Below are 25,146 nucleotides of genomic sequence, written 5' to 3' on the forward strand. Positions count from 1 at the left end.
ATCGCGCGATTCCTAGGCGCCGTCTGTGCATTCGCCCCGGGCGTAATCACAGCGAGCCCGATAGCTTGGGGGCGAAGCGCCGCACGAGCCCACGACGAGGAGGACCCCGTGCCCCGCATCCGCCCCTCGCTCATCGTCCTCGCCGCAGCGGCCGTCGCCCTGACCGGCTGCGCGTCCGCTCCGCAGGCGCCGGCGCCCGCCGAGATCGTCGCCGAGATCTCGTGCGCGGGCATGGATCCCCTCGGCGGCGACCCCGGCGGAGCCGGCGTGATGCCCGACGGTTTCGAGCCCGTCGCCGCCGTCCGCTGCGTGCCCTTCCAGAGCGTCGAGGACGACGACGGCATCTGGTCCGTCGTGCTCCGCGAGCGGCTCGAAGGCGATCTCACGTCGCTCCTGCGTGCCCAGGCCGAACCCGACGACGCGCGCTCCCTGGGGCCGTGCGCGGCGATCGCGATGATCGCCCCGCAGATCTGGTTGACGGATGCTGCAGGCCGAGGCATCCGTGTCCGCTATCCGGTCGACGGCTGCAGCCAGCCGAAGCTCGACCTCATCCGCGACGCGCTGGCCCCGCTCGCCGTCGCGCAGACCGAGGAGGAGCAGCGCACGCTCAGCCAGCCGAGGGCTGCGCTGGATGCCGGCTGCGCGCCGACGTGGGCGGCCCGGCCGCTGCAGATCGCCTCGCCGGGGGATCTCGAGGTGTGGGAGGGGACGATCGAGCACCCCGCGCCCGCGCCCGCGTCGACGGGGATCGCGACCATCCCGTGGGCTCCCCCGCGCACGCCCGCGCCCGGCGAGGTCGACACGCTCCGGCTGTGCGCGTACTCCACCGACGCGACGGCCGACCCGACGACGACCCCGGCGCCCGGTGCGACGACGTGGGCGACCGTCGAGGTCGAGGGCGCGGCCTGGTTCACCGGCGGCCGCGAGCTCGACGCGGCCGAGACCCTCGCCGTGCTTGAGGCCGCAGCATCCGCTCAGCCGCCGGCGGAGCCTTGCGACGACCTCCCCGGCTCGCTCGTCGTGCTCGACGCGGGCCAGGAGGGCACGGCGCCGATCACCGTGGAGCTGGACGGATGCCGCCGGCTCATCGTCGACTTCGTGTCGACGTACGCGGCGCCGCCGGCGCTCGTGGAGATGCTCGCCGGCTGACCGCGCTCAGGAGTAGACGTGGGGCGCGAGCACCGCGACGTCGCGGAGGTTGCGGTACTTCTCGGCGTAGTCGAGGCCGTAGCCGACGACGAACTCGGTCGGGATGTCGAAGCCGACGTACTTGCAGTGCACCTCGACCTTCGCGGCCTCGGGCTTGCGCAGCAGCGCGAAGACCTCGACGGATGCCGCGCCGCGGGCCGCGAAGTTCTCGAGCAGCCAGCTGAGGGTCAGGCCCGAGTCGATGATGTCCTCGACGATGAGCACGTGCTTGCCGAGGATGTCGGTGTCGAGGTCCTTGCGGATCTGCACGACACCGCTGGACTTCGTGCCGGCGCCGTACGACGAGACGGCCATCCAGTCCATCGTCACGTGCTTCTTGAGTGCCCGCGAGAAGTCGGCCATGACCATGACCGCGCCCTTGAGCACCCCCACGAGCAGGAGGTCCTGGTCGGCGTAGTCGTCGGCGACCCGCGCCGCGATCTCGTCGAGCTTGGCTCGGATCTCCTCCTCGGTGACGAGGACTTCGGTGATGTCGCTGGAAACGTCGGCCGCGCGCATGCGACGAGTCTATTCAGACCCGGGCTGAGAACTCGATCCGTCCGCCGACGCGGGAGGCGCGGCATCCCGGAAGATCGATCGGCCCCTGGCCCGACCAGTCCGTGACCAGGCGAGCCACCTCGAGGGTCTGCGTGCGCGTGAGGCTCTCGTGGAACTCGCTCGCCACCACGTGCCGGATGATGCGGTGGCGCAACGCCGCCGGGTTGGCCGCGAGCGCGGCCGCCGACACCGAGATGCCGGCCTCGGCGTGCTCGACGATGTCTTCGATCGTCTCGTCGATCATCTCGTCGAATGCCTCGGCGTCTTCGCGCAGCTGCGCGGCGGTGCGCGCGAGCGCCTCGGCGATGCCCGGCCCGAGCTCGGCCTCGAGCACCGGCAGCACCGTCTCGCGCACGCGGACGCGCGCGAAGCGCGGATCGGCGTTGTGCGGGTCGTCCCAGGGTGCGAGACCCTCGGCCGCACAGGCGCCGCGGGTCGTGGCGCGCTGCACCGCGAGCAGCGGACGCAGCAGAGCGACCCCGTGGACATCGGATGCCTCGGCCATGCCCTGCAGGCTGGTCGCACCTGCGCCGCGGGCGAGGCCGAGCAGGACGGTCTCGGCCTGGTCGTCGAGCGTGTGCCCGGTGAGGATCGCGGCGGCGCCCGTCGCCCGGGCCCCGTCGGCGAGGGCGCGGTAGCGCGCCTCGCGCGCGGCTGCCTCGGGACCGCCCGCCGCGCCGACCTCCACGCGCACGACGCTCGCCTCGAGCCCGAGCGCCTCGGCGGCAGCAGCGGCTGCGGCCGCGGCATCCGCCGACCCCGCCTGCAGCCCGTGGTCGACGGTGAGCGCGGCGGCGCGCAGGCCGAGCTTCGGCGCCTCGAAGGCCGTCGCCGCGGCCAGCGCGAGGGAATCGGCACCGCCCGACAGCGCGACGAGCACGGTCGCGCCGGGTTCGAGACCGGTCAGCGCCCGGCGCACGGCCAGCCGCACCTCGGCGACGGCGGGGTCGAGTCCGGGTCTGCGGTCGTTCACCCCTACAAGGTATCCGGCACGGCCCGTTGAGGATTCAGTCCGGGCACCGGCGTCCGCGCCGGCCACCCGCGGAATTCGGGGCGTCTGCTGGAGCGTCACCCCCGGGCAGACTGAGTTGTGGACGGCGGTGACGCGAGAACTAGGCTGGTCGCGGCAATCCACAGTCTTCGAAGGAGCACCACTATGGGCGCGTACGACGCCGTCATCGAGATCCCGCGCGGCAGCCGCGTGAAGTACGAGGTCGACCACGGCACCGGCCGCGTGTTCCTCGACCGCATCCTCTACACGCCGATGGGCTACCCGACCAACTACGGGTTCTTCGAGAACACCCTCGGCGAGGACGGCGACCCGCTCGACGTGCTCGTGATCCTCGACGTCGACCTCGCGCCCGGCATCCTCGCGAGCGTCCGCCCCGTCGGCGTGCTCAAGATGAGCGACGAGGCCGGCGGCGACGACAAGGTCGTCGCGGTGCTCGCCAAGGACCCGCGCTGGGCGCACATCCAGGACGTCGCCGACATCCCCGAGTTCCTCCAGAAGGAGATCGCGCACTTCTTCGAGCACTACAAGGACCTCGAGCCCAACAAGTGGGTCAAGGTCGACGAGTGGGCCGACGCGGCGGAGGCCGAGCGCCTGGTCGACGAGGCGTTCGCGCGCTTCGCCCAGCACGAAGGCCAGACCGCGACCCAGGGCGAGGGCGTCGCGCCGAACACGCTCTGACCTGAGCTTTTCACACGAGAACCGGATGCTTCGGCATCCGGTTCTCGTCGTTTCAGGGGGTGTTCCCGGCGTCAGACGGAGATGCCTCGCGCCGCCATGAAGGGGATCGGGTTCGTCGTGCCGCCGTTGACGTAGGTCTCGAAGTGGACGTGGCAGCCGAACGAGTTGCCGGTGTTGCCCTCGCTCGCGATCAGCTGCCCGGCGCTGACCCACTGGCCCACGCCGACGAAGATGCCGCCCGAGCGGATGTGACCATAGCCGGTGCCGATGCCGCCGCCGTGGTCGATCTTGATGTAGTTGCCGTAACCGCCGTTCCAGCCGGCGTAGACGACACGCCCCGCCGAGGCCGCGTAGATGCCCGCGCTGCAGCCGGCCGCGAGGTCGACGCCGTAGTGGAAGCCGCTGGAGCAGTAGCTGTTGCCGCACTGCACGGTACGGGGGCCGTACCCGGAACTGCGCCAGCCCGATGAGGGACGCGCCCAGCCGGAACCGACGACGGAACCGCCGCCGCCGCCACCGCCGCCGCCACCGCCACCACCGCCGCCGCCGCCCTGGTTCTGCTGGGCGAGGCGGTCGGCCTCTTCCTTCGCGCGGCGCGCTTCCTCCTCGCGGCGCAGACGCTCCTGCTCAGCGCGGACGCGCTCGCCCTCCTGGTAGTCGGCGACCGTCTTCGCCGTGGCGTCCTGCAGTGCGGCGAGCTGCGCTTCGAGCTCGCCGCGCTTGGCGTTCTGCGCGTCGAGGGCGGCCTGCGCCTCTTCGGCGGCCTTCTGCGCGGCGATCATCTTGTCTTCGGCGACCTTCTGCAGCCGGTCGCGCTCGGCGCGCTGGACGGCGGCCTGGTCGCTCAGGCTCTGCGCGGAGTCGCGCGCCGTGACGGCCTGCGCATAGACGTCCTGGTTGCGCTGGACGAGCTTGTCCATCGTGCCCAGGCGCGCCAGCAGGTCGTCGGCGCCCGCGGCGGAACCCGCGAAGAACAGCTCCATCGAGGTGTCGTCGCCGCCGTTGCGGTAGAGCTGCGCGGCGACACGGCCGGCCTTGTTCGCAGCGTCTGTCGCGGCGGACGCCTGCTCGTCGGCCTGCTGCTGCAGCTGGTCGGCGCGGAGGGCGGCGTCGAAGTACGCCTGCTGCGCGACGTAGAACTCGTCGGCCAGCTGCTGTGCGACCTGCTGCTTCGCAGCGACGTCGGCCTCGAGCCCGGCGATGAGATTCTGGATCTTGGTGATCTCGGCGCCTTTGGCGGCCTCGCTGTTCTTCGCGGCGACGACGTCGTCCCACGAAGGGTAGTCCGCGGCGAACGCGGGAGCGACCAGAGGGCCGAGCGTGCCACCCGCTGCGCCGAGCGCGGCGACGCCGAGGATGCCGAGGCCGAGGGCGGTGCGCCGGTTCATCGAAGGCCAGAGGCGCCGCTGCTCGCGAGGTGACGGGCCGCAGCCGCACTCAGCGGAGGCGTCGTCGGACACCTGATCAGTGAGGTTTTCGGGCTGCACCGGATTCCCTCCCTCGCGGCGTCAACTCGTTTCACATTAGCAACATCAGTAACATGTGCAACCCCCAGTGGCGCACAGTCACGGCCGCTCCGGGTAGCGGTCACCCGGTCAGTGTGCGCCTCGTCATGGCGTTGCACAAGGACGACGCGCCCTCGATTCGCGTTTTCGCGATGAGTTACGTATGCTTGGTCCTCGGCAGTGAGCCCCAAAGGTTCACCCGGCCCCATCGTTTAGCGGCCTAGGACGCCGCCCTTTCACGGCGGTAGCACGGGTTCGAATCCCGTTGGGGTCACTCCACAATTCAATAAGCATGGCCCTGTAGCGCAGTTGGTTAGCGTGCCGCCCTGTCACGGCGGAGGTCGCGGGTTCAAGTCCCGTCAGGGTCGCTCCGAGCGACGGGCCCTTTTTTCGAAGAGGGCCTTTCGTCTAGGACGCGGCAGGTCTTGTATGAGAGATGCCGTGAGGCTCTGTAGCTCAGTTGGTAGAGCGTTCGACTGAAAATCGAAAGGTCACCGGATCGATGCCGGTCGGAGCCACTGAAACCCCCGCGTAGCTTCTACATCGCGGGGGTTTCGTCTTTCCCGCGGAGTTACGCGGATCTAGGGCCCTTGCAGGCTCAGAATTGCGACGCAGTGTCGACGAGATCTCGTCGTCACTGCGGCTGGTTCGGACCGCCGTCCGGAGCTTGTGCCCACGATTTGCCCACGAACGAATCACGCGCCGCTCGGTCGAGGGCGATTGAGACGGACGTCAGATCCTCCGGAAACAGGTCTGCGTACACGTCGAGTGTCATCGCGGCGGACGCGTGACCCAGCATCCGTTGCAGGATCTTCACGTTCGCGCCGGCAGAGATCGCGAGGCTCGCGGCAGTGTGGCGAAGGTCGTGTGGAGTGATCTGAGGGAAGCCCTCAGGCGATGCGAGCTGAAGCCTGGCGACGGCGGGCGCGAACACGCGACGACGGAAGTTCCCTCCGCGAAGCACCGCGCCCTCGCGGGTGGAGAAGACGAGATCATGTCGGCGTCCGCTCGCGAGATGAGCGGCGATTCCCTCGTCGAGCAGAGACGGATAAGGAACGATGCGCTGCTCATGGGTCTTCGGGGTACCGAAGACTAGGGAGCCACGCACGTCAGCGACCGCGCGACGAACATGCACAACTCGGTTTGCCAGATCCACGTCCGCCGGCCTCAGCGCTGAAGCCTCACCCCAGCGCAGCCCGCTATAGGCAAGGAACCTGACCAGCGTGCCCCACTCCCCTACGCCATCCGCGAGCTCATGCACCTGCAGATGGCTCAAATAGTGACGCTCCGCCTTCGAGAGTCTTGGAAGTTCGATGTCCGCAGCGACGTTGCGGGCGAGTCGCCCGTCGCGAACCGCGTATGCGAGAGCACCCGACACAACGAGGTAGATCTGCCGCGTCGAGGACGCCGACAGCGTCGTCGACAGTCGAGCCACCCACGATTGCACGTGCGCGTGATCGATATCGACGATTCTCACATCGCCCCATTCAGGCAACACATGCTTGTCCAGCGAGTTTCGATAGCCCGATCGAGTGGTCGGCTTGACGCGGATCTTGCTCGCGTACCACGCCTCCGCAATCTCCGAGAAGCGCACGCGCGAGCGACTCGGGTCTACCCACTCGCCACGGAGCTTCGACGTCTCGACCGAGGCGAGGAAGTTCTCCGCCTCGCGTTTGGTGCGAAACCCCCGCTTGTCAGTCTGCTTGTTGTCGGGCCGCCGGTATCGCACCCGATACCTGCGGCCCGACTTCGATTCATATGCCTCGACGCTTCCCATCGGACTAGCGTAGGCCGGTTATGTCGAAGCTTCTAGGAGTTAGACAATTAAGCGCGCTCCCGCCTGAGAACGCGTAGGCGACCGCTTTGCAGAGGGGGAGGGATTTGAAACTTGCCGAGCAACCTCCTTCTCACTCCTCGCCGATCGCCAGCCGCAGAATTCCGCGGTTTCAAGCGCGAAAGCGATCCGTCAGCATTGCTGTCGATCGCACCCGATCCGCGCCGACCGTGGGCAGCAGGTGGGCAGAGAACGATCGCCATTGGACGGGCAACCTTGCCGACATGAAGCCTCCCGAGGCTCGGATGCCATCATCCCAATAGGCGTTGGCTAAGGGTCACCCACCCTCTCGGCATCGTCGGCAAGCTGAGTAACATCTCGCAATCGCTTCGCGTACTGTTCGAGCCGATCGAGAGGAGCGAGCACCTCGCGAGCCTGGGCGACGAGCCCACTAGCGTGCCGCGTCGGGCTTATCCCGCGGCCGTCCGCTTTGAAGAGCACGACACCTAGCTGGCGTTGCAGCTCGGCCATCTGGCGCGAGACTGCCGAGGCGCTGTAGCCCCGCTCTCTCGCCGCTCCGACGACGCTCATGTTGTCGTAGACCGCTACAAGTGTGCGGATTGCCTCAATGCGCATCATAGATCCGCCCTCACCCCCGCCATGCCCTCAGCAGTCTGCGCTCGGACCCGGTCATCGCGCACGCATGACGTACAGGCCCTGCCCACGAGCGTGGACGCGATCGCCTGAGGTGAGGGCAGCGCGGAGATACGTCTTGCGACCTTCGATTCGCTCCACGTTCGCAAGCACTGATAATTCCTGACCGGTGGGCGCTCCCGAAGCGTAATCCACCGCTAGGGACGCCGTCACCGATGGGCGCCCCAGGTGGGACAGCAGTCCGCTCATCGCATGGTCAAGGATCGTCGCGATTGTGCCACCGTGAACTCGTCCCGGGTTCCCGGCGAACGCCGGCCCCAGGCGCACCCGGCCGGAGGCGACGTTGCCTTCGACCTCGAGCAGGATATACGGTGCGAGCGGGTTGAAGGCTGGCCACAGCGAACCAATCGCTCGGCCGGTTGAGCCCGCTACATACGCCTTGATCTGCTCCAGGCGCTCGGGAGCCAGCTTGCTGGTCCACGAAAAGAAGGAGCCGGCGTGCAATGCACCCAGTTCTCTGGTGATGTCCTCGACTCGGTCCGCAAGTTCAGCCGTGCGAGTGCTCGGTGCTGCACAGACGACGTGGTCCAATAGATTCCGTACGGCACGCGTGAGACGCATGCCCTCATCGAGAAACTCATCACGCGGCTGGTTCGGCTGCGCACTGCTCCCCGGGACACCGATCATGGGTTCGTCGGCTCGAGAAGGAATACGGCGATGAGTCGATCGGTGTTCGTGCGGTAGCTTTCATAGTCGGGCCACGCATCAACGGCGATTCGCCACCATGTTTCACGTTCGTCGCCCGCGAGCTCACGGGCGAGATAGTCGCGTTTGACTGCGCCATCTTGCAACTCGACGTGAGGGTGATTTCGCAGGTTGTTGCCCCAGGCCGGCTCACTCGGGGCCCCGCCCGCCGATGCGACCACGGCATAGCGTCCATCGCTCTCCACGCGCATAAGGGGCGTCTTGCGAAGGCGCCCCGTGCGGGCACCCACCGACGTCAGCACGACGATGGGCTTATCAAGCAACGTGTTCGCCTGAGCGCCCCCGGATGACTCATACGCTTCCGCCTGCTCGCGCGAGAACTCGTACTTGGAAGGCTCGTAGATCCCCGTCAACGGCATGAATCCTCCTGAGATGTGGCTGTTAGAGCATGCGAGGAACTTCAACACCGATCGGCGCATGGCGTGAGAGGCTCGGATTACAAAGTAGTCTATATGATCAAAAATCACCCGCATTCTTAGGGGGCGTTTATGAACACTGTCGCTCGGCAGCTTGGGCGGGTGGGCGTCTGGGCGCCACAGCTGCGTAGTGCGCTGTGGGGGCCACCTGATGCAGATGGCGGGCAGGCTGCGGTGCGGAACACCGCGACCTTGCTCGAAGAGCTCGGCTACCCTGCGCTCTGGCTGCCCGGTGGCGCGGGCGGACCCCTCTTCGCCGACCTCGACGCCGTACTGGCTTCCACGACGCGCGTGACGGTGGCGACCGGAGTGCTGAACATCTGGATGCACAGCGCAAGCGAGACGGCCGGCTGGTTCGCCACCGCCGAGCGATCGCACCCCGGTCGCGTGCTTCTGGGCCTCGGAGTTAGCCACGGGTCAGTGATAGAGCGGACTGGGCAGACTTATGGGAAGCCCCTCGATGCGATGCGGGCCTACCTGGATGAGCTCGAAGCCGCCCCGCAAGCCACCCCGCGTGAGGCGCTCGTACTTGCCGCCCTTGGGCCGAAGATGACCCGGCTGTCCGGGGAGCGCAGCGCTGGCGCCCACCCCTACCACGTCACCGCCGGACACGCTCGAAGGATGCGCCAGATCCTTGGAGATGAGTCGCTGCTCGCCGTCGAGCTTCCCGTAGTTCTCGACGAGGATCCGGACATCGCCAGGGCAATCGCGCGAAGCCACCTCAGGCCATACCTCAGCATGCCGAACTATACAAACAGCTGGCGACTGTCCGGCTTCGCCACGACAGACTTGGAGGATGGTGGCAGCGACCGCCTGGTGGACGGCCTGGTCGCGTGGGGCTCCGTCGAACGGATCGAAGCACGCGTGCAGGAGCATTTGGACGCGGGAGCAGACCACGTCTGCATTCAAGCGCTCGCCCCGGACGAACGCGGGCCAGAAACGACCTGGGCCGCGCTTGCTACTCGGCTGCTCTAGATGCGTTTGGCGAGGCCCACCAACAGCCCGCGCTGAGCGTGGAATAGGCCCAGGGCGTCGGCGTTGCCGCCCGGGCGCTACCCGAGACTGGCGGGTTCGTGATACACCCGGCCCGCAGCCATAGCCCAGTGATCGCTTGCGCCCCAATCGTCTGAGACGATCCACGCGCCAGCCCGTTCAACAAGCCGTTCGACAGGAACCAGCGGACCGCCAACGAATGCCGCCACCGAACGGATCGTAAAGCCGGACAGCGGTCTCAGCGCGTCGAGCGATAGGCGCACCTCAGCAAGAGCCGTGGCAAGGGTCGCTTTTGCTCGGGGATCGAGCAGCCAATCTCTGACGGATTGGTCGGCGGTGAGGACTCGATCACCGTTGATACTCATCGCACTCCGCTCCCCAATGCTGTCCCCGATCGACGGCTCACTGAACAGCAGCCTAGGCGGTCCGCCCGCGGAACCGCCGAAAATCATGACGACGCCGCGGGGACTTGCGCTCACCGCGCGCTCGGACTCGGCCCGCGAGGCGGCGCGCTCCCCTGCACCACCCACGCCTCCCTCCCGCTCAGCGGAACGCGGTGTGTCTCTTGACCACTCAGCCAGGAAAGCTGTGCCCCAATCAAGGAATGGAGTTCCAATGGAGGAAACCCAACTGCTCAAATCACTGTGGGACGAACGCTCGATCTATCGCGCACTTTGCGAGATCGCACGCGCGATGGATGAGCGAGACTGGGCAACATTGTCAGCCTCACTGGCGACCGACGCCGAGGCCGAGTTCGGCACCGGGCGCGTGCGTGGGAGTGATGCGATCGTCGAAACCATCCGCGTATATCTGGACAACTGCGGCGCCACCCAGCACCTCCTCGGCAACGTCGTTGTAGACATCGAGGGTGATTATGCACAGAGCCGGGCCTACGTTCGCGATGTGCATTTGAACGCCGTTGGGGACCCCGAGACGCGGTTCTACACGCTCGGCGAGTATCGAGACTCCTGGCGGCGGGGCACGGACGGCTCATGGCAGCTCACGGAGAGAATCAAGTCCAATCGTGCGTACGCCGGAACGCTGGAGGTGTTCGCCCCGGCAGACGGGACAGCCTAGACGATTGGCGCACGCGGTCAGTTCGGATGCGGCATCCGAAACGAAACGGTATGGACCCCGCGACCGTCCCGCTGTGGACGTCGGCCTGGCCGCGCCGCGCCGCCGCACAAAGCCTTCCCTCCTGAGGGGTTCTTCCCCTCGATCAATCCTGCACAGGCGACGCTGCCGCCGACGCGCGGGGCACCGTGGTCGGCGCGCCAGCATGATCGCCATCATCTCGAGGTCACGACGTCATCTCAGGCCCCGTCTTCGCCGACTATTGTCCTGTTTGATCCCGTCGTTATAACTCCGCGACTGCGAGCTCAGGCGCTTGTCCGGCGATGAGGGGTGACGCGGGTTGCAACGGAAGCTGGATCTCATGGGCCCCGTGCTGGAGCCGCCGAACTTCGTCCGCGATGGGCACCACCACACACACGCCGACGGGAATCTTGAGAGAGGCGACGAGCCGATTGCCGTCGAGCCGCCAGGAGGCGGTGACGGCACCAAAGTCAGTCATCAGGCTGCCGGTTGCCTGCGTCAGTCCGCCCCCCAGGATCGGACGGAACTGTAGTTCACGACGACCGGGTGAGCTGCTGGTGAGGCCAACGACGCTCGAAATCAGCCAAGAGGCGACCGAGCCAAAGGCGTAGTGGTTGGACGAGCCGACCCGGCGCCCCTTGCGGTCGGGCTCTTCCCAGTTCTCCCAGATGGTCGTCGCACCCTTCCCCACCTGAGCCAGCCAGCCGGGCGGGCTTTCGTTGAGGAGCAGCTGGTAGGCGAGATCGCGCCGGCCGATAGCCGTCAGTACCGGCAAGATGAGGCTAGTACTGAGAAAGCCGGTTCCGATGTGGCCGGAGTGTTCGATAAGTTGGGCGAGCCGATCAGCGGCCCGCGCACGCTCGCCGGGAGCGAGCAGGTCGAACGAAAGCGCTCGGACGTAATCGTCCTGACGGTCGGACCCGATGCGACTGCCGCCTCGCCGCACCGCCACGCGTCGCCACAGCGAAACGGCGTCTTGCGCAACACGCGTGTACTGCTCGGCTTCCCCCACGCGCCCGAGAACTTCGGCGCTACGCGCAAGAACTGCAGCGGAGTGAGCGAGATAGGCGAGGCCGATGTTCTTCCGATTGACGGAGTTGTCTCTCACCGCGCCCGCGATCGAGCTCTCGCCAGCGCGGATCCACTCCCCCCAGATGAAGCCCTTACGGGCGCCGCCGCGTCGCAGATAGTCCACCCACGCGATCATCGAATCGAATTGTTCATCGAGGATCGCGCCATTACCGGTCGCCTCGTAGAGCTCCCAAGGCAGGAGGACGGCGGCATCACCCCAACCGACAGAACCAGCAGCCTTCGCGGTCATACCCTTCGGTGGTCCGGAGAACGGGGAGAACTCTTTCGGGATGATCATCGGAACGCGGCCGTCGTCGAACTGATCGATGCGCAACGATCGCAGATAGCGTGTGAAGAATCCGGTCACGTCCGCCAATGCAGTGGCCGTTGGCGCGAACACCTGGGCGTCGCCGGTGAACCCGCCGCGTTCCCGCGTCGGGCAGTCGGTCGGCGTATCGAGGAAGTTGCCCGTCATACTCCAGGTCGCGTTGCGGTACAAAGCGTCCAGTCGCGGATCCGAGCTGCGGAACGCGGCTGGGTCCGCCTCCACCGACGAAAGCACGACCGCCTCTATGTCGATCAGTTCACCAATCGCCAGCCCACTGATGTGCACATAACGAAATCCATGGAGGGTGAACCAGGGCTGCACCCAGCCTCCTCGGCCATCGGAGACGATCTCATCCTGCTGGAAGCGGCGCGGCCGATCCCGTCGTTTCCGTCCTTCGCGGTCAAGGTGCTGCCATTCGACTCGACCCTCGCCATCCACGTCTTCGGCGTGCTGCAGGAGCACGCGTGACCCATGTTTCGCCCTGGTACGTATCCGGACGACTCCAGACAGATTCTGATCGAAGTCGACGGGGTTCTTTTTTGTGCCATCCGGCGTTCCGGTGAGCTCCCGCTGCGTGAGACCTCTGCGATATATCGCCGAAATATGGCGTCGCGCGGTTGTCCACCGTTTGGGGGACAAGCTAAGGTGTCCGTGGACGCGATGCGCGGCGATCTGGGGAGAGCCACCGTTGCGTCCAGCTGGGGAAGCTGGGGTCTGGGGCCACTGACTTCCGATGCGTTCGAGCCCCCCGAGAACGCAGGTGCCCCCGGGCGCTGCAGATATAAGCTGCGGCGGCCGGGGGCTTTTCGGATTCACCCGTGCATTGGGAGTCATCGCACGCCTGCTGGGGACAGGCTTCGGCACTGGGGATGCCTCGCGACGACGAACATCCAGAACGGGCTCGGTCCGGACCCCACCCTATTCGCAAATCAACCGGTAGACCAAAGCGCACGGCGCGTCGTCACAGGTTGCCGAAGACCTCGTCGCAGATGACCGGCCCTTCGCCACTTTCTGAAGCCGCCTCCGGGTTTCCTGCCCGCCGAGGCGCGGGCGCGGCGCTAGCCTCAGGAGCATGCGCCGCGCTCAGCTGCCCGACCACACGTGCGGGTGGTCGCCTCAGTACCGGCGCACGGTGGCCAATCACGAGTGCGCCCGGTGCGTCGCCGAGGACGAGCTGATCCTCGACACGCAGAAGTTCGACCAGCGGAAGCGCTCCTGGATCTACCGGCCGGCTCGCGTCCCGCGTTTGGTGTCGGCCGACGACATCCCGAGCGGGGACTCCCTCGCCGCGAACGGCGACGAGCCCGCGCCGCGTCGCGAGACCTTCGTTCCGCTCGGCGACGCGGAGTAGGAGCGGAGCGGACAGCCTGCGTTTGTCGCCCGTTTGGGGGACGAGCTAGTGTTGTCGGTGGACGCAGCGCGCGGGGATCTGGGGAGACTCGCGCCACGTCCGGCTGGGGAAGCTGGGGTCTGGGGACACCGACTTCCGATGCGTGTCGACCCCCCGAGACGCAGAAACCCTCGGACGCCGCAGACAATTGCTGCGGCGTCCGAGGGCCTTTCAGCGCAGCGCGCGATCGCTGAGATGGACGGACCCGTTCGCGAAGGCGAGCCGGCCGCCGCCGATCGCGACCGGGGTGGCCGAGGCATCCATCATCCTGCGCACCTCATCGGCGTCGAACGAGGTGCTCGCCGTCATGCCCGGTAGTGACGGCGGCGAGGGTCGCGGAGTTGCCAGCGGATCCCCAGCAACAGCCGCTTGCGCGGGGGATGGATGCTGCGGCTATTGTTTTTCGATAGCTACATACTGTTTATCGATAGGCAGGGTCACATGCAACGCACCACGATCGTCGTACTGAAGGTCCTTCTCGCGGCTCTGCTCGCGCTGCTGCTGTGCTGCCAGGTGTTCGTGGTCCCGGCCGTCGCCGCGCAGTCGGCGGTGCGCTACTCCGAGATCGCGTACTTCGAGATCCCGGGCATGATCGTCGGCATCCTGTTCCTCGTATGCGTGCAGGTGGTGCTGGTGTGCGTGTGGAGACTGCTGTCGCTGGTGGGCGAAGACAGCATCTTCAGCGACACCGCGTTCCCCGACGTCGACGTCAGCCTCGCCGCCGTCGCGTTCGCGACGTTCCTGGTGTTCGTCGCCCTCGTCGCGCTGAGCCTGACGGGGTTCCTGACGCCGTCGATCACGCTGCTCCTGCTGCTCGGGGTCGTCGTCGGCGCCGGCCTGTCGCTGCTGATCGTGGTGCTGCGCGGGCTCCTGCGCAAGGCCTCGCAGCTCGAGCACGACCTCTCGGAGGTGGTGTGATGCCGATCATCATCAACCTCGACGTGCAGCTGGCGAGGAAGAAGATGTCGGTCACCGACTTCGCCGCCGCGATCGACATCACGCCGGCGAACGTCTCGGTGCTGAAGAACGGCCGCGCGAAGGCCGTGCGGTTCACGACCCTCGACGCGATCTGCCGCGTGCTGGAATGCCAGCCCGGCGACATCCTGGAGTGGGTGCCCGACGACCATCCGGCCGCCATCGCGGCGGCCGAGGGCGAGGCATGAGCACGGCCGCGGGTGCGCCGGCGCCACCCGCCTGGAGTTCCACCGCGATCGCCGAGCTGCTCGACGTCGTGCGCTGTCCGGTGTGCGGCTCGGGCATCGTCGCCGAGCGGCGCTGCCCGGCGTGCGGCGCGGACTTCCGCGGCGCGATCGGCCGCGACCTGTGGGCGGCGTCGCAGGACGCGGTGGACGCGCTCCGCGTACGCCAGGCGCTCCTCGAACGGGTGCCGATCGCGCCGCCGCAGGGTGCAGCTGCGGCGCCCGGCACGGCCGGCCCCTCGGCGGGAGCGGCGGGCGCGGCCGGGGCGACCGCACCGGCGTCCGGCGTCGAGGTCGCCCCCGGGCCTGCGACCGCCGCACCCACCGGCGGCGAGGTCGCCCCCGAGGCCGGGCCGTCCGCGACCGTGCAGTCCGTGCTCGCGGTCGCCGGCGCGGGCCTGGTCGCGGTCGCGGCGGTCGTCTTCACGTTCTTCAACCCCGACCTCGCCGACCCGCTGCCGCGCGCCGCCATCGTGGGCGGCATCGCCGCGGCGTTCCTCGGCGGGGCCGCGTTGCTCGCGCGCCGCGGCCTGCGCTTCTCGGCGGAGGCGATCGGCGCCCTCGGCGTCGTCTTCCTCGCCCTCACCGCGACGACGGTGCTCGCACTGCTGCCCCCGGGCGTGGACGGATGGGTGTTCACCGCCCTCACCACACTCGTCGCGGGCGGCGCGCTCGCGGTGCTCGGCCCGCGCGCCGGCATCCGCGCGTGGGTCGGGAGCGGCCTCGTCGCCCTCGCCTTCGTGCCCCTCATGCTCGCCCTCGCCTCGTCGTCGGCACTCGCGACGACCGCCGGCTGCCTCGCCTCGGCCGCCGCCGCCGGCGCTCTCGTCGCGTTCGCCGCGCGCTCCGAGCGCAGCCGTCCGCTCACCGCGGAAGCCGTGACGCTGAGCGTGCTGCAGTTCGGCTTCGCGGCCGCGGCGCTGGTGACGGTATGGGGAACGGATGCTGCCGCCGGCGTCTCCCCCGCGTTCTTCGCCGGCGGGACCCTGGTGGCGATCGCCGTTCTGGCCGCGGCATCGGCCCGCCACCTCGCCGGGACGCTGTGGAGCGGCGTCGCCGGTGCGGCGATCGTCGCCGCCGTGGCGGTGCTGCCACTCGGCGGGGCGAGCGGCGGCGACTGGCTTGCGGCGTTCCCCCTCGCCGCCGGGCTCGGCCTCGTCGTCGTGGGCGCCCTCTCGCCGTTGCACCGCCTGGTCGCACGCGGCGCCCTGTTCACCGGAGCGGTCATGGTCGTCGCGGCCGTCGCCGTGATCCCGACGGTGGCCGCGTTCCTGATGCTGCTGGGCACCGTCGCCGGCCCGACGGGCGGCACCGTCCTTCCGGCCTCGACCGCGCTCGGGCTCACCGTGGGGCTGGCCGCGCTGGCCCTGTCGCTCGCGTCGTTCGCCGCCCTCACGGCCCCTCGCGGCCTCGCCGCTGCGGACGGAGCCGGGGCCGCCGCATCCATCGCCGCAGTTTCCGCGGTCGGGGCGCACGCCGACCGTTCGGGGCGCACGCCGCGCGCCCCGAACGCATCCGACGCGCCCCAAACGCCGGAGGCCGACGCCGCCGGCGAGTCGGTCGCGCCGCCCCGGCCTGTCGCGGTCGGCACGCGCTGGCTCGGGTTCCTGGGCGCGTGGTACGGGGTGCTGGCGTTCCTCGTGGTGCTCACGCTGCCGAGCCTCGAGGTGTGGGCGCGCATCGCGATCGCTCTCGTCGCCGCGGTCGTCGCGGGCGCGGTCGTGTCGACGCGGATGCGGGATGCCTCGACCGCCGTCCGCATGCCGGTCGTGGTCGGCGCGCACGCGGCCGTCGCTCTCGCGGCGGTGCTGTCGTGGCGCGACGCCGACCTCACGGTGTGGGCGGGGGCTGCCGTCGTCGCGACCCTCGGTGTGCTCGCGCTCACGGTGCCGCGCGCGGCGCGCTTCGTGCACGTGGGGGTGGCGTTCGCCTACGCACTGACGGTGCTCGCGACGGCGCTCTCGCGTGCCGGCGCGGATCCGCTGGTGGTCGTCTGCCTCACGACATGCGCCGCCGGAGCCGTCGCGATCGCGGTCACGTACGCCCGGCGGGTGCCGTCGCGTGAGTGGTACGCGGTGCTCGCGGTGACGGCCGTGCCGTTCGCGATCGGCGTGCTGCAGGTCGTGTTCGAGCGCAGCGGCTGGACCGCCCTGTCGACGGCTGTCATCTTCGGCCTCGCCCTCACGCTCGTGACGACGACTCGCCCGGGACTCGGCATCGTCGTGCGCACGCTCGCCGCCGCCACCCTCGTGCCCGCGGTCGCGGTGGTCGCGGTGTGCCTCGGCGCGCAGCTGCTGCCGATGAGCGGATCGCCCGTCGTGCTCCCCGTCATCGCGGGGATCGTCGCCGGCACGCTGGCGTCGGCGGACCTCCTCGCCGCCGCACTGTCGCGACGCCTGCCCGCGGCGCACGTGCGGGCCGCAGGGCTCGCGGTCGAGGCATCCGCTCTCCTCACCGCCGTGATCGCCGTCGCGCTGTCGCTCGTGCGCACGTCGGCGGGGCTGCCGACGACGCTCGTCGTGCTCGTGGTCCTCGGCATCGGGTTCGTCGCGACGGCCCTGTTCTCGCCGCGTCGCTACGCGTGGCCGCTCGCGGGCGCCGCGTTCACCGGCGCGCTGTGGAGCGCGTGGGGCATCGCGGGCGTCACCGGCCTCGAGCCGTACCTGCTGCCCCCGGCCCTCGGCGTCGCGGTCGTCGCCGTCTGGCTCACCGCTCGCGGCCGCCCGGCCGTCGGCCTCTACACCGTCGGAGTCGCCGTCGCGGTGGTGCCGGTGCTGATCGCACTCGCCCTGGATGGGACGGATGCTGCGATCCCAGCGCTCGGGGTCGGCGCGGGCTTCCCCGCCCGGGCGTACGCGCTCGTGGGTGCGGCATGGGCGCTGGTCGCAGCATCCATCCTCGTCCGCCGTGCGTCCGCTCCACGCCTGCGGCGCCTGCGGGCGCTGACCACACCCACGCTCGCCGTCGCGATCATCGCCGCCGCGGCCGCCGCGGTGCAGGGTGTGCGATGGGGCACGGGGCTGGATGTCGCGCCGACGGATCCGCCGATCATCGCGGGGCTGGTGTTCGGACTCGCCGGCGCCGGGGCCGCGGCGAGCGCCGCGCGGGTGCTGCACCGGACGGCCGCGCCCGGCACCCTGCTCGCCGAGACGCGCTGGCTCGGCGCCCCGGCGGTGCTGATCCTGGGCATCGCGGTCTGGCCGGCGATCGAGCGCGAGTGGTCCGTCATCTGGACGATGTGGGCACTGCTGCTGGCGTTCCTCGTGCTCATGGTGACCGTTGCGGCGCGCGGACTGCATGCGCCGACGGCGCTTCCGCCGGTGTGGTTCCTGTTCGCGGTGTCGTTCACGACCGCGGTGGTCGCGTGGAGCCCGCGCGACCTGCGCGTGGAGTGGTTCTCGCTGCCGCTCGGCCTCTTCCTCCTCGCGGCGGGTGCGCTCGCGCTGCGCCGGCCGGCGCCCTTCGCGCGCACGCGGTCAATCGAGGCCTGGCCGGCGGGCCGGACCGGGTCGTGGCCGCTCCTCGCACCCGGGCTCGTCGTGATGCTGAGCGCGTCGGTCGCCGCGACCTACACCGACCCGCGCACGTGGCGCGCGATCCTCGTGATGGCGATCGCGCTGGCCGCGATCCTGGTGGGCGCCACGCGGCAGCTCGCCGCGCCGTTCCTCATCGGGATCATCGTGCTGCCGGTCGAGAACGTGCTCGCGTTCATGGTGCAGATCGGCCGCGGCATCGAGGCGATGCCGTGGTGGATCACGCTGTCGGTGGTCGGCGCCGTGCTGCTCATCATCGCCGTCGGCTACGAGCGGCGGGCCGGAGAGGGCACCGGCCTCGCGGCACGACTCCGCGACCTCGCCTGACCTCGTCCCGGTCCGGGCGCGAAGGCGGGCCGGGTCGGGCGCTCAGGGCTCGAGCGTGACGTCGACCTGGATCTCGGTGGCGAGGCGCTCGAGCTCGTCAGTGAGGGCCTCGAGGTCGACGGACGCCGGCACTCGGGCGACGACGGTCGCCTCGAAGAGCCGCCCGCCGTACATCGCGGCCTCGGTCGTGCGTGTCGTGAGGTGGTCGATGCTCACGTCGTGCGCGCGCAGCACGGTCGAGATGTCGCGCACGATGCCGGGGTGGTCGTTGCCCATCACCTGGAGGTGAAGGGGGCGAGCCGTGCCCATCGGCGGCTCTTCGGCGCCGGCGTGCACCGTCACCTTCAGCAGACCGTCAAGGACCGCGAGAGCCTCGCGCAGCTCGCCGGCGCGCTCGGGCGCGATCGAGACCTCGATGATCCCGGCGAACGCGCCCGACAGCTCGGCGAGCTGACTGTTCTCCCAGTTGCCGCCATGGTTTCCCACGACGTCGGCGACCGCCGCGACGAGTCCGGACCGGTCGTCTCCGACCACGGTGAGCACGAGCGTCGTCATGGGCTCACTGTACCGATCGAGGGTGGCGCCACCCAGGAGAGATCGGGTCAGCGCTGCCGCTCGGCGAGCTCGGAGGTCACCGGGAACGGGAGGCGGAAGCGTTCGGGATCGGCGCCGACGGCGGAGGCCGCGCCGTACTCGTCGGCCACGACGGTGACGCCGCGGGCGCTGGCCTCGGCGATCCGCACCGGCCGCTCGGTGCCGTCGGGCAGGCGCAGGATCCACTGGTCGGCGAGGTAGCCGATGCCGAGCCCCTCGAGGAGCTCCTCGGCGGCGAGCCATTCGACCGCGCCGGCGCCCTCGGGCGTGCGCTCGCGGCCGAGCAGGTCGAAGACGCGGAACCCATCGCCCGCGGCGAGCATCCATCCCAGGATCTCGCCGTCGCCGCGGCGGTGTTCGATCCAGTCCGGAGGCAGCATGGGATCCGAGCGTACCCGTCGGGCGGCCCCGATCATCCACAACCCGCGCGCCGGTCGGACGGCGGGCCGCAGCATCCGGAGTAGCATCCCCCCAGAGATCGCACGTGGGGATGCGCGGTCCGGACTCGGGGAGTCGTATGGCCAGCTTCGGCACACCCCCCGCCCGACGGCCGTCGGCGCGGGTGCGACGGCGACGCCTGTTCGCGGGCGTCGCGGGAGCCGTCGTGCTGCTCGCCGCGATCGGCGGCACGGTTGCGGCGATCGGCTTCGCGCGCGCGGGCGCCGATGAAGGGATGACGGATGCTGCGCCCTCCGCCGGCGCGTCGCCCACGCCGGCACCCGCCCCGACGCCGCTGACGCCCGAGGAGCAGCTGCTCGCGTCGACCACAGACCCGGCGGCGTGCGCGGTGAGCTTCACCGGCGACGGCATCGCCGACGCCCCGTTGCTGCAGACGCAGGGAGCGCTGTACGCGGGTCTTCCGATCCCCGCGCGCGACGGGCTCGTCTTCGCGGGGTGGTACGCGACACCGGAGGATGCCGCGGCCCTCGCGATCCCCGGACGCGTCAACGGCTCCGAACCTGTCGTCTGCACCGATCAGCGCGTGACGCTCCACGGCGCGTGGATGAGCCCCGAGCAGAACACGGCCGAGGACGCCCGCATCCCGATCCTCATGTACCACCAGTTCACGTCGAAGCCCGAGGGCGAGAGCGGCTGGCTGCGTGGCAACTACGCCTATATCGGCGACTTCGACGCGCACATGAGCCACATCGCGACGACGGGCTTCTACCTGCCGACGTGGGACGAACTGTCGGCCTTCATCGACGGACGGCTGTTCCTGCCGAACCACTCGGTGATCGTCACCGACGACGACGCCGACCAGACCTGGTTCGACCTCGCCGCGCCCGTCGTCGACAAGTACAAGGTGCTCACCACCTCGTTCATGATCACGGCCTACCGGCAGGATCCGCCGCCGAACATCTACGTGCTGCGGCGCTCGCACACCCACGACATGCACCGGGCAGGTGCGAACGGCGACGGACTCATCACGAACCTCTCGGTGCCTGAGATCGTCGCCGACATGGAGGCGTCGTACGGCGTGCTCGGGGTCAAGGAGATCATGGCCTACCCCTTCGGGCACTACAACGACACCGCGATGGAAGGCCTCCGACAGGCCGGCTGGGAGATGGCGCGCACCATCGAACCCGGCTACGTCACGATCGGCACCGACAAGCTCGCCCTGCCGACCGTGCGCATCAACTACGGCATGGGACTGGACGCGCTGATCAATCTGATCGGCTGACGGATGCCGCGACCCCGCGCCGCTCGTTCGCACCGCGTGTATCAGGGTCGATGACGCAGTCTCCTGAATGTTCAGCAGGCGATGCGAAATAGAGGAAAGGCTGAGGAATCGGTGCTTCCGAAGTCGGATCGCCGCATGTAAAGTTACGACTGCGTGAGGCCCTTCGGGGCCTCAATGGGCATCGGGTTTGGGATCCGATGCCTGCACCGGATGGGGATCCGATGCGCGCACTGGGGATAACGCGGCTGGTTACCCGGCCACCGCACAAACTGGGGATATTTTCGCAATGGCATTTGCAGATGCCGTGCGGTTGTCGTGCGTGGGGGTTGCACGATGACTGCCATCGACGCCGGCGTACAGACCGTGTCTGCGCTGGACGCGCCCGCGTTCCAGCCGATACTCACCCCCCGAGCATCCACCACCAAGCCGATCACGACGCTGGTGCCTCGAACCGAGCCCGCGCTCGAGCGTCGACGGCTCTGGGAGCACCGCTACGCGCGCCGCCTGCGCGCCACCGATGCCGCCGTGGTCGTGAGCGCAACCGTTCTCACCGCCGTGATCGATACGTCGGTCTGGTCGACGGGCGCATTCGCCGTCGCCCGCGTCGCGGTGCTGACGGCCATCGTCTGGCTGCTCTGCCTTGCACTCGTGCAGAGCCGCGCCGCATCGATCAGCGGCTCCGGCGCCACCGAGTACAAGCGCGTGATCCACGCCACGGGCTTCGCCTTCGGCATCATCGCGATGATCTTCGTGCTGTTCCAGTGGCACGGCGTGCGCCTTCAGCTGATCGCCGCACTGCCGGCGGGCCTGTTCGCGCTCCTCGTCGGTCGCTGGCTGTGGCGCAAGTGGCTTCTGCGGCAGCGCAACTACGGCCACTACGCGTCGCGCGCGATCGTGACCGGCACCCGCGACGACATCGAGTACGTGCTGCGCACGCTCGACGAGCGTGGATCCGGCTACGTCACCGTGGGTGCCGCCCCGTCGGATCAGAGCACCGACCCGATCATCGTCGACGGGCGCGTCCACGAAGTGATCGGAACCATGGGATCCGTCGCGATGCACGCCCGCACGCTGGAAGCCGACACGATCATCGTCGCCACGCGACCCGAGGACGACCCCGACTTCATCAAGCGCCTGAGCTGGGAGCTCGAGGGCACGGCATCCGAACTGATCATCTCGAGCCGTGTCGCGGATGTCGCCGGCCCGCGGATCTCGTTGCGCCCGGTCGACGGGCTGCCGCTGATCCACGTGAAGATCCCGGAGTTCGAAGGCGGCAAGCACGCGCTCAAGCGGGCCGTGGACATCGTGTTCTCGTCCCTCGTGATGATCCCGCTGTCGCTGCTCGTGATGCCGGTGATCGCGCTGATCATCAAGCTCGACGACGGCGGCCCGGTGTTCTTCCGGCAGACCCGCATCGGCCGCGATGGCCAGGAGTTCGGCATCCTGAAGTTCCGCACCATGCGCACCGACGCCGAGGAGCGTCTCGCCGAGCTGGAGGCGCAGAGCGACGGAAACGGCGTGCTCTTCAAGATGAAGGACGACCCGCGCATCACGCGCGTCGGGGCGATCCTGCGGAAGTTCTCGATCGACGAGCTGCCGCAGTTCTGGAACGTCCTCATCGGCGACATGAGCGTCGTCGGCCCGCGCCCGCCGCTGCCCAAGGAGGTGCGCGAGTACGACGGCAAGGTCTACCGCCGCCTCTTCATCAAGCCCGGCATCACGGGGCTCTGGCAGGTGAGCGGCCGCAGCGACCTCTCGTGGGAGGAGAGCGTTCGCCTCGACCTCCGCTACGTGGAGAACTGGTCGATCACGAGCGACCTGATGATCATGTGGCGCACCGCCAAGGTGATGCTCGCTCCGTCGGGAGCGGGTGCCTACTGATGGCCCGCACAGCACTCGGTCGACGACAACGGCGTCGTCGGCCGACTTGAGCCGGATCCGCGGTCACCACTCCGTCGAGCCCCGCCAGTGCGCACTGGCGGCCACCCGAGACGGTGCCCTTCCCCCAAGGGGGCGTGGCCGCGGGTCCCTGGGATCCGTTCTCGGGTGGGGACGGGGTACGTTGGGAAGGCGACCGACGGGGGTGGGTCGCTGATACGGCTTGGGGGCCGCGCATGGTGAGTGTCGTCATTGCAGCGCACAATGAAGAAGGCGTGATCGGTGCGTGCCTCGACGCCGTTCGACGTTCGGTGGAGGCGGATGCGGAGATCATCGTCAGCGCGAACGGCTGCACCGATCGCACGGCGGAGATCGCCCGAGATCGCGGGGCGCTGGTGATCGACCGTCCCGAGGCCGGGAAGCCGGGGGCGCTCAATGCCGCGGACGGCGTGGCGACGCGGTTCCCTCGGGTGTACCTGGATGCCGACATCCTTGTACCCGCCGACGGCGTTCGGGCGCTCGCCGAGTTGCTGGACGCAGGCGCGCTGGCTGCCGTACCGCGCCGTCGTGTGGACACCTCCGGTCGCCCCCTCACGGTGAAGGCGTACTTCGCGATCAACGAGCGGCTCCCGGTGTTCCGTGACGGGCTGTTCGGGCGCGGGATGATCGCGGTGTCCGAGACCGGACGCTGGCGGTTCGATGCTTTTCCCGCCATGATCGCCGACGACCTGTTCCTCGACTCGCAGTTCTCCGCCGCGGAGAAGGCCGAGGCCGACGACGTCGAAGTCGTGGTGGAGGCTCCGCGCACGACGAATGCGCTGCTGAACCGGCTCGTACGCGTGCGGAGGGGCAACGCGGAGATGCGATCCGCCTCGGCCACGGGCGAGGTCGAGGTCGCGATCCGGGAGTCCGACCGCTGGTCGTGGCTGCGCGACGTGGTGCTGCGGCATCCGCATCTCGTGTTCGCGGCCATCCCCTACGTGATCATCACGCTCACGGCGGCGCGTCGCGCGCGACGGCCCGCAGCCATCGACGGCGGATGGGGTCGCGACGACAGCACGCGCGTCGCGACGTCAGCGCAGGACGGAGCCCCGGCGTGATCGTCAATATCTGCTTTCACGGGATCGGTGAATGCGCCCAGGAGCGGGAGCCGGGTGAGGCGCGGTACTGGATGAAAGAGGACGTCTTCCTCAGGGTGCTCGACAGCGTGGCCGATCGACCCGACGTGCGCTTGAGCTTCGACGACGGAAATCGCTCCGATGCCGATATCGCCTTGCCGGCTCTGCGAGAGAGAGGCCTCACCGCCACCTTCTTCCCGCTCGCCGGCCGACTGGACGACGCTGCCAGTCTCGGCGCCGGGGATCTTCGCGCGCTGAAGGGAGCCGGCATGTCCATCGGCTCGCACGGTTGGGACCACGTCCCGTGGCGGGGCTTGTCGCCGGCTGATGCAGATCGTGAGTTCGTGGCAGCGCGGACCACGCTCGCGGAGGCCGCCGACGCGGAGATCACCGAGGCGGCGTTCCCGCTCGGGCGGTACGACCGGTCGGCGCTGCGCCGGCTGAAGTCGGCCGGATACCGCACTGTGTATACGAGCGACCGGTTCCGGGCACGACCGCGTTCGTGGCTGCAGGCGCGCTACAGCGTGACTTCTGCCGACACCGTGGAAACGGTGACACGTATCGTTCGAGGCAGGCCAGGCCTCCACGAAGCGAGGAACCTGCTGGCCAGCGCCGTGAAGCGGATGCGTTAGCCTTCGGGGCACCCGCACCATTGAGAAGAGCCGCATCCTTCAGGGATGCCTGATCGCCGTCTTGGGGGACGCGACATGGGGGAAGAAAAGGAAGCGCCTGCGGACGGGCGATCCGAAGAGCAGGTGGATGCCGCGACCCGAGGGCTCACCCCCGCGATGCGCGCGGTGCTGTGGATCGTGGGTGGGGTGGCGGTGCTCGGCATCGCCGTCGCCGTCTGGCTGCTCACCGCCGGACCGGGCTCTGGCGCCTCTGCGGACCCCGAGCCCAGCGCGAGCCCCAGCCCGACGGTGACCCAGGGACCGATTCCTGGCGCGACGCCGACGACGGGGAGCGAGGTGCAGGAGCCGGATGAGACCGCTGCGCCGATCGACCGGCTTCCGCCATTGACGACCTCGACCCCGCTCGTCAGCGACCCCCTTCCCGCCTCCGGCTCGGCATCCGGCGAACTCGTCAAGGGATTCCCTGCAGATCTGATGGGACCCGCGCCGGAGTCGCAAGTCCTCGAGAGCTCGATCTCGACGGAGGGCTCGACGATGCAGGTCAGTCTGGTGGCGCGCACGGATGCCACGGCCGATGACGTTCGGGAGCACTACCGCACGCTCTGGGCAGGCCTCGGCCTCACCGACACGAGCAGCGGCGATGGATCGGTGACGTATTCCGACGCGTTCTCGTCGATCTCGCTCGCCTTCTCGACGTCTTCCGGGACCGGCACCGTATATATGGTCTACGGCGTCTTCCGAACGAGCTGAGGCACGC

At 69.1% G+C, this 25,146-nt stretch carries 24 protein-coding genes and 3 tRNA genes; 16 read left to right on the forward strand and 11 right to left on the reverse strand.

Annotated features, from left to right (window positions below; translation table 11 throughout):
- The first annotated feature begins 108 nt into the window (after positions 1–108).
- Positions 109–1,149 carry a hypothetical protein gene (locus ACFC1I_RS05285; RefSeq protein ID WP_376006820.1) on the forward strand — a complete coding sequence of 347 codons (1,041 nt, stop codon included), beginning with the start codon at positions 109–111 and terminating at the stop codon, positions 1,147–1,149.
- Positions 1,150–1,155: 6 nt separating this feature from the next.
- Here the strand turns inward: ACFC1I_RS05285 and hpt are convergent, their stop codons facing one another.
- Together hpt and tilS are read right to left on the reverse strand one after the other, a co-directional pair.
- Entirely contained in the window at positions 1,156–1,707 is a 552-nt protein-coding gene (gene hpt / locus ACFC1I_RS05290) for a hypoxanthine phosphoribosyltransferase (protein WP_376006821.1), read from the reverse strand.
- A 13-nt stretch (positions 1,708–1,720) separates the two neighbouring features.
- The gene (gene tilS, locus ACFC1I_RS05295) at positions 1,721–2,719 is read right to left on the reverse strand and encodes a tRNA lysidine(34) synthetase TilS (RefSeq protein WP_376006822.1); all 999 of its coding nucleotides are present in this window, start codon (positions 2,717–2,719) and stop codon (positions 1,721–1,723) included.
- 183 nt (positions 2,720–2,902) lie between these two features.
- Here tilS and ppa point away from each other — a divergent pair, with 183 nt between their 5' ends.
- Positions 2,903–3,436 (forward strand): inorganic diphosphatase, encoded by a 534-nt coding sequence (gene ppa, locus ACFC1I_RS05300; RefSeq protein ID WP_045296419.1) that lies wholly within the window; start codon positions 2,903–2,905, stop codon positions 3,434–3,436.
- A 71-nt stretch (positions 3,437–3,507) separates the two neighbouring features.
- Here the strand turns inward: ppa and ACFC1I_RS05305 are convergent, their stop codons facing one another.
- Entirely contained in the window at positions 3,508–4,824 is a 1,317-nt protein-coding gene (locus tag ACFC1I_RS05305) for a peptidoglycan DD-metalloendopeptidase family protein (protein WP_376006823.1), read from the reverse strand.
- 318 nt (positions 4,825–5,142) lie between these two features.
- Between ACFC1I_RS05305 and ACFC1I_RS05310 the strand changes: the two genes are divergently transcribed.
- The 3 genes from ACFC1I_RS05310 (at position 5,143) to ACFC1I_RS05320 (ending at position 5,459) form a co-directional block, all read left to right on the forward strand.
- Positions 5,143–5,215 (forward strand) — tRNA-Glu (locus ACFC1I_RS05310).
- 20 nt (positions 5,216–5,235) lie between these two features.
- Positions 5,236–5,309 (forward strand) — tRNA-Asp (locus tag ACFC1I_RS05315).
- A 77-nt stretch (positions 5,310–5,386) separates the two neighbouring features.
- A tRNA-Phe gene (locus ACFC1I_RS05320) sits at positions 5,387–5,459 on the forward strand.
- 116 nt (positions 5,460–5,575) lie between these two features.
- Here the strand turns inward: ACFC1I_RS05320 and ACFC1I_RS05325 are convergent.
- From ACFC1I_RS05325 to ACFC1I_RS05340, 4 genes are all read right to left on the reverse strand, one after another.
- Positions 5,576–6,718 carry a tyrosine-type recombinase/integrase gene (locus ACFC1I_RS05325; protein WP_376006824.1) on the reverse strand — a complete coding sequence of 381 codons (1,143 nt, stop codon included), beginning with the start codon at positions 6,716–6,718 and terminating at the stop codon, positions 5,576–5,578.
- 327 nt (positions 6,719–7,045) lie between these two features.
- A complete protein-coding gene (locus tag ACFC1I_RS05330; RefSeq protein WP_376006825.1) occupies positions 7,046–7,354 on the reverse strand; it encodes a LysR family transcriptional regulator in 309 nt (102 codons plus the stop codon).
- A gap of 51 nt (positions 7,355–7,405) precedes the next feature.
- Complete coding sequence (locus ACFC1I_RS05335) at positions 7,406–8,056, reverse strand: PaaI family thioesterase (protein WP_376006826.1); 651 nt, start codon at positions 8,054–8,056, stop codon at positions 7,406–7,408.
- The gene (locus tag ACFC1I_RS05340) at positions 8,053–8,493 is read right to left on the reverse strand and encodes a nitroreductase family deazaflavin-dependent oxidoreductase (protein ID WP_376006827.1); all 441 of its coding nucleotides are present in this window, start codon (positions 8,491–8,493) and stop codon (positions 8,053–8,055) included. The genes ACFC1I_RS05335 and ACFC1I_RS05340 overlap by 4 nt, the downstream gene beginning before the upstream one ends.
- Positions 8,494–8,622: 129 nt before the next feature.
- Here ACFC1I_RS05340 and ACFC1I_RS05345 point away from each other — a divergent pair, with 129 nt between their 5' ends.
- Together ACFC1I_RS05345 and ACFC1I_RS05350 are read left to right on the forward strand one after the other, a co-directional pair.
- Positions 8,623–9,525: a TIGR03620 family F420-dependent LLM class oxidoreductase gene (locus ACFC1I_RS05345; RefSeq protein WP_376006828.1), complete on the forward strand. Its 903-nt coding sequence runs from the start codon at positions 8,623–8,625 to the stop codon at positions 9,523–9,525.
- A 633-nt stretch (positions 9,526–10,158) separates the two neighbouring features.
- Positions 10,159–10,620, forward strand: a complete 462-nt coding sequence (locus ACFC1I_RS05350; protein WP_376006829.1) for a nuclear transport factor 2 family protein — start codon at positions 10,159–10,161, stop codon at positions 10,618–10,620.
- Between the two features lie 280 nt (positions 10,621–10,900).
- On the opposite strand, the gene ACFC1I_RS05355 is transcribed toward ACFC1I_RS05350, so the two are convergent.
- A complete protein-coding gene (locus tag ACFC1I_RS05355; protein WP_376006830.1) occupies positions 10,901–12,871 on the reverse strand; it encodes a family 78 glycoside hydrolase catalytic domain in 1,971 nt (656 codons plus the stop codon).
- A 238-nt stretch (positions 12,872–13,109) separates the two neighbouring features.
- Between ACFC1I_RS05355 and ACFC1I_RS05360 the strand changes: the two genes are divergently transcribed.
- The gene (locus tag ACFC1I_RS05360; RefSeq protein ID WP_376006831.1) at positions 13,110–13,388 is read left to right on the forward strand and encodes a hypothetical protein; all 279 of its coding nucleotides are present in this window, start codon (positions 13,110–13,112) and stop codon (positions 13,386–13,388) included.
- A 210-nt stretch (positions 13,389–13,598) separates the two neighbouring features.
- Here the strand turns inward: ACFC1I_RS05360 and ACFC1I_RS05365 are convergent, their stop codons facing one another.
- Positions 13,599–13,736 carry a hypothetical protein gene (locus tag ACFC1I_RS05365; protein ID WP_376006832.1) on the reverse strand — a complete coding sequence of 46 codons (138 nt, stop codon included), beginning with the start codon at positions 13,734–13,736 and terminating at the stop codon, positions 13,599–13,601.
- Between the two features lie 132 nt (positions 13,737–13,868).
- Here ACFC1I_RS05365 and ACFC1I_RS05370 point away from each other — a divergent pair, with 132 nt between their 5' ends.
- Genes ACFC1I_RS05370 through ACFC1I_RS05380 form a run of 3 tightly spaced genes read left to right on the forward strand, consistent with a single transcriptional unit; the run spans position 13,869 to position 18,486 of the window.
- Complete coding sequence (locus tag ACFC1I_RS05370; RefSeq protein ID WP_376006833.1) at positions 13,869–14,345, forward strand: DUF2975 domain-containing protein; 477 nt, start codon at positions 13,869–13,871, stop codon at positions 14,343–14,345.
- Complete coding sequence (locus ACFC1I_RS05375; protein WP_376006834.1) at positions 14,345–14,590, forward strand: helix-turn-helix domain-containing protein; 246 nt, start codon at positions 14,345–14,347, stop codon at positions 14,588–14,590. Before ACFC1I_RS05370 ends, ACFC1I_RS05375 begins: the two co-directional genes overlap by 1 nt.
- The gene (locus tag ACFC1I_RS05380; RefSeq protein ID WP_376006835.1) at positions 14,587–18,486 is read left to right on the forward strand and encodes an SCO7613 C-terminal domain-containing membrane protein; all 3,900 of its coding nucleotides are present in this window, start codon (positions 14,587–14,589) and stop codon (positions 18,484–18,486) included. The genes ACFC1I_RS05375 and ACFC1I_RS05380 overlap by 4 nt, the downstream gene beginning before the upstream one ends.
- Positions 18,487–18,528: 42 nt before the next feature.
- Here ACFC1I_RS05380 and ACFC1I_RS05385 read toward each other — a convergent pair whose 3' ends face one another.
- Positions 18,529–19,041, reverse strand: a complete 513-nt coding sequence (locus tag ACFC1I_RS05385; protein ID WP_376006836.1) for a glycine cleavage system protein R — start codon at positions 19,039–19,041, stop codon at positions 18,529–18,531.
- Positions 19,042–19,088: 47 nt separating this feature from the next.
- Positions 19,089–19,460 carry a hypothetical protein gene (locus ACFC1I_RS05390; RefSeq protein ID WP_376006837.1) on the reverse strand — a complete coding sequence of 124 codons (372 nt, stop codon included), beginning with the start codon at positions 19,458–19,460 and terminating at the stop codon, positions 19,089–19,091.
- A 137-nt stretch (positions 19,461–19,597) separates the two neighbouring features.
- Between ACFC1I_RS05390 and ACFC1I_RS05395 the strand changes: the two genes are divergently transcribed.
- The 5 genes from ACFC1I_RS05395 to ACFC1I_RS05415 all read left to right on the forward strand — a co-directional run bounded on the left by ACFC1I_RS05395 (position 19,598) and on the right by ACFC1I_RS05415 (position 25,139).
- Complete coding sequence (locus ACFC1I_RS05395; protein ID WP_376006838.1) at positions 19,598–20,761, forward strand: polysaccharide deacetylase family protein; 1,164 nt, start codon at positions 19,598–19,600, stop codon at positions 20,759–20,761.
- A gap of 333 nt (positions 20,762–21,094) precedes the next feature.
- Positions 21,095–22,642 carry a sugar transferase gene (locus ACFC1I_RS05400; RefSeq protein WP_376006839.1) on the forward strand — a complete coding sequence of 516 codons (1,548 nt, stop codon included), beginning with the start codon at positions 21,095–21,097 and terminating at the stop codon, positions 22,640–22,642.
- A 233-nt stretch (positions 22,643–22,875) separates the two neighbouring features.
- A complete protein-coding gene (locus ACFC1I_RS05405; protein WP_376006840.1) occupies positions 22,876–23,739 on the forward strand; it encodes a glycosyltransferase in 864 nt (287 codons plus the stop codon).
- Positions 23,736–24,389 (forward strand): polysaccharide deacetylase family protein, encoded by a 654-nt coding sequence (locus ACFC1I_RS05410; RefSeq protein ID WP_376006841.1) that lies wholly within the window; start codon positions 23,736–23,738, stop codon positions 24,387–24,389. The genes ACFC1I_RS05405 and ACFC1I_RS05410 overlap by 4 nt, the downstream gene beginning before the upstream one ends.
- Positions 24,390–24,464: 75 nt before the next feature.
- A complete protein-coding gene (locus tag ACFC1I_RS05415) occupies positions 24,465–25,139 on the forward strand; it encodes a hypothetical protein (protein WP_376006842.1) in 675 nt (224 codons plus the stop codon).
- Positions 25,140–25,146 lie beyond the last annotated feature (7 nt).

The organism is Microbacterium sp. NPDC056044 (assembly GCF_042267145.1).
Lineage (GTDB): Bacteria > Actinomycetota > Actinomycetes > Actinomycetales > Microbacteriaceae > Microbacterium.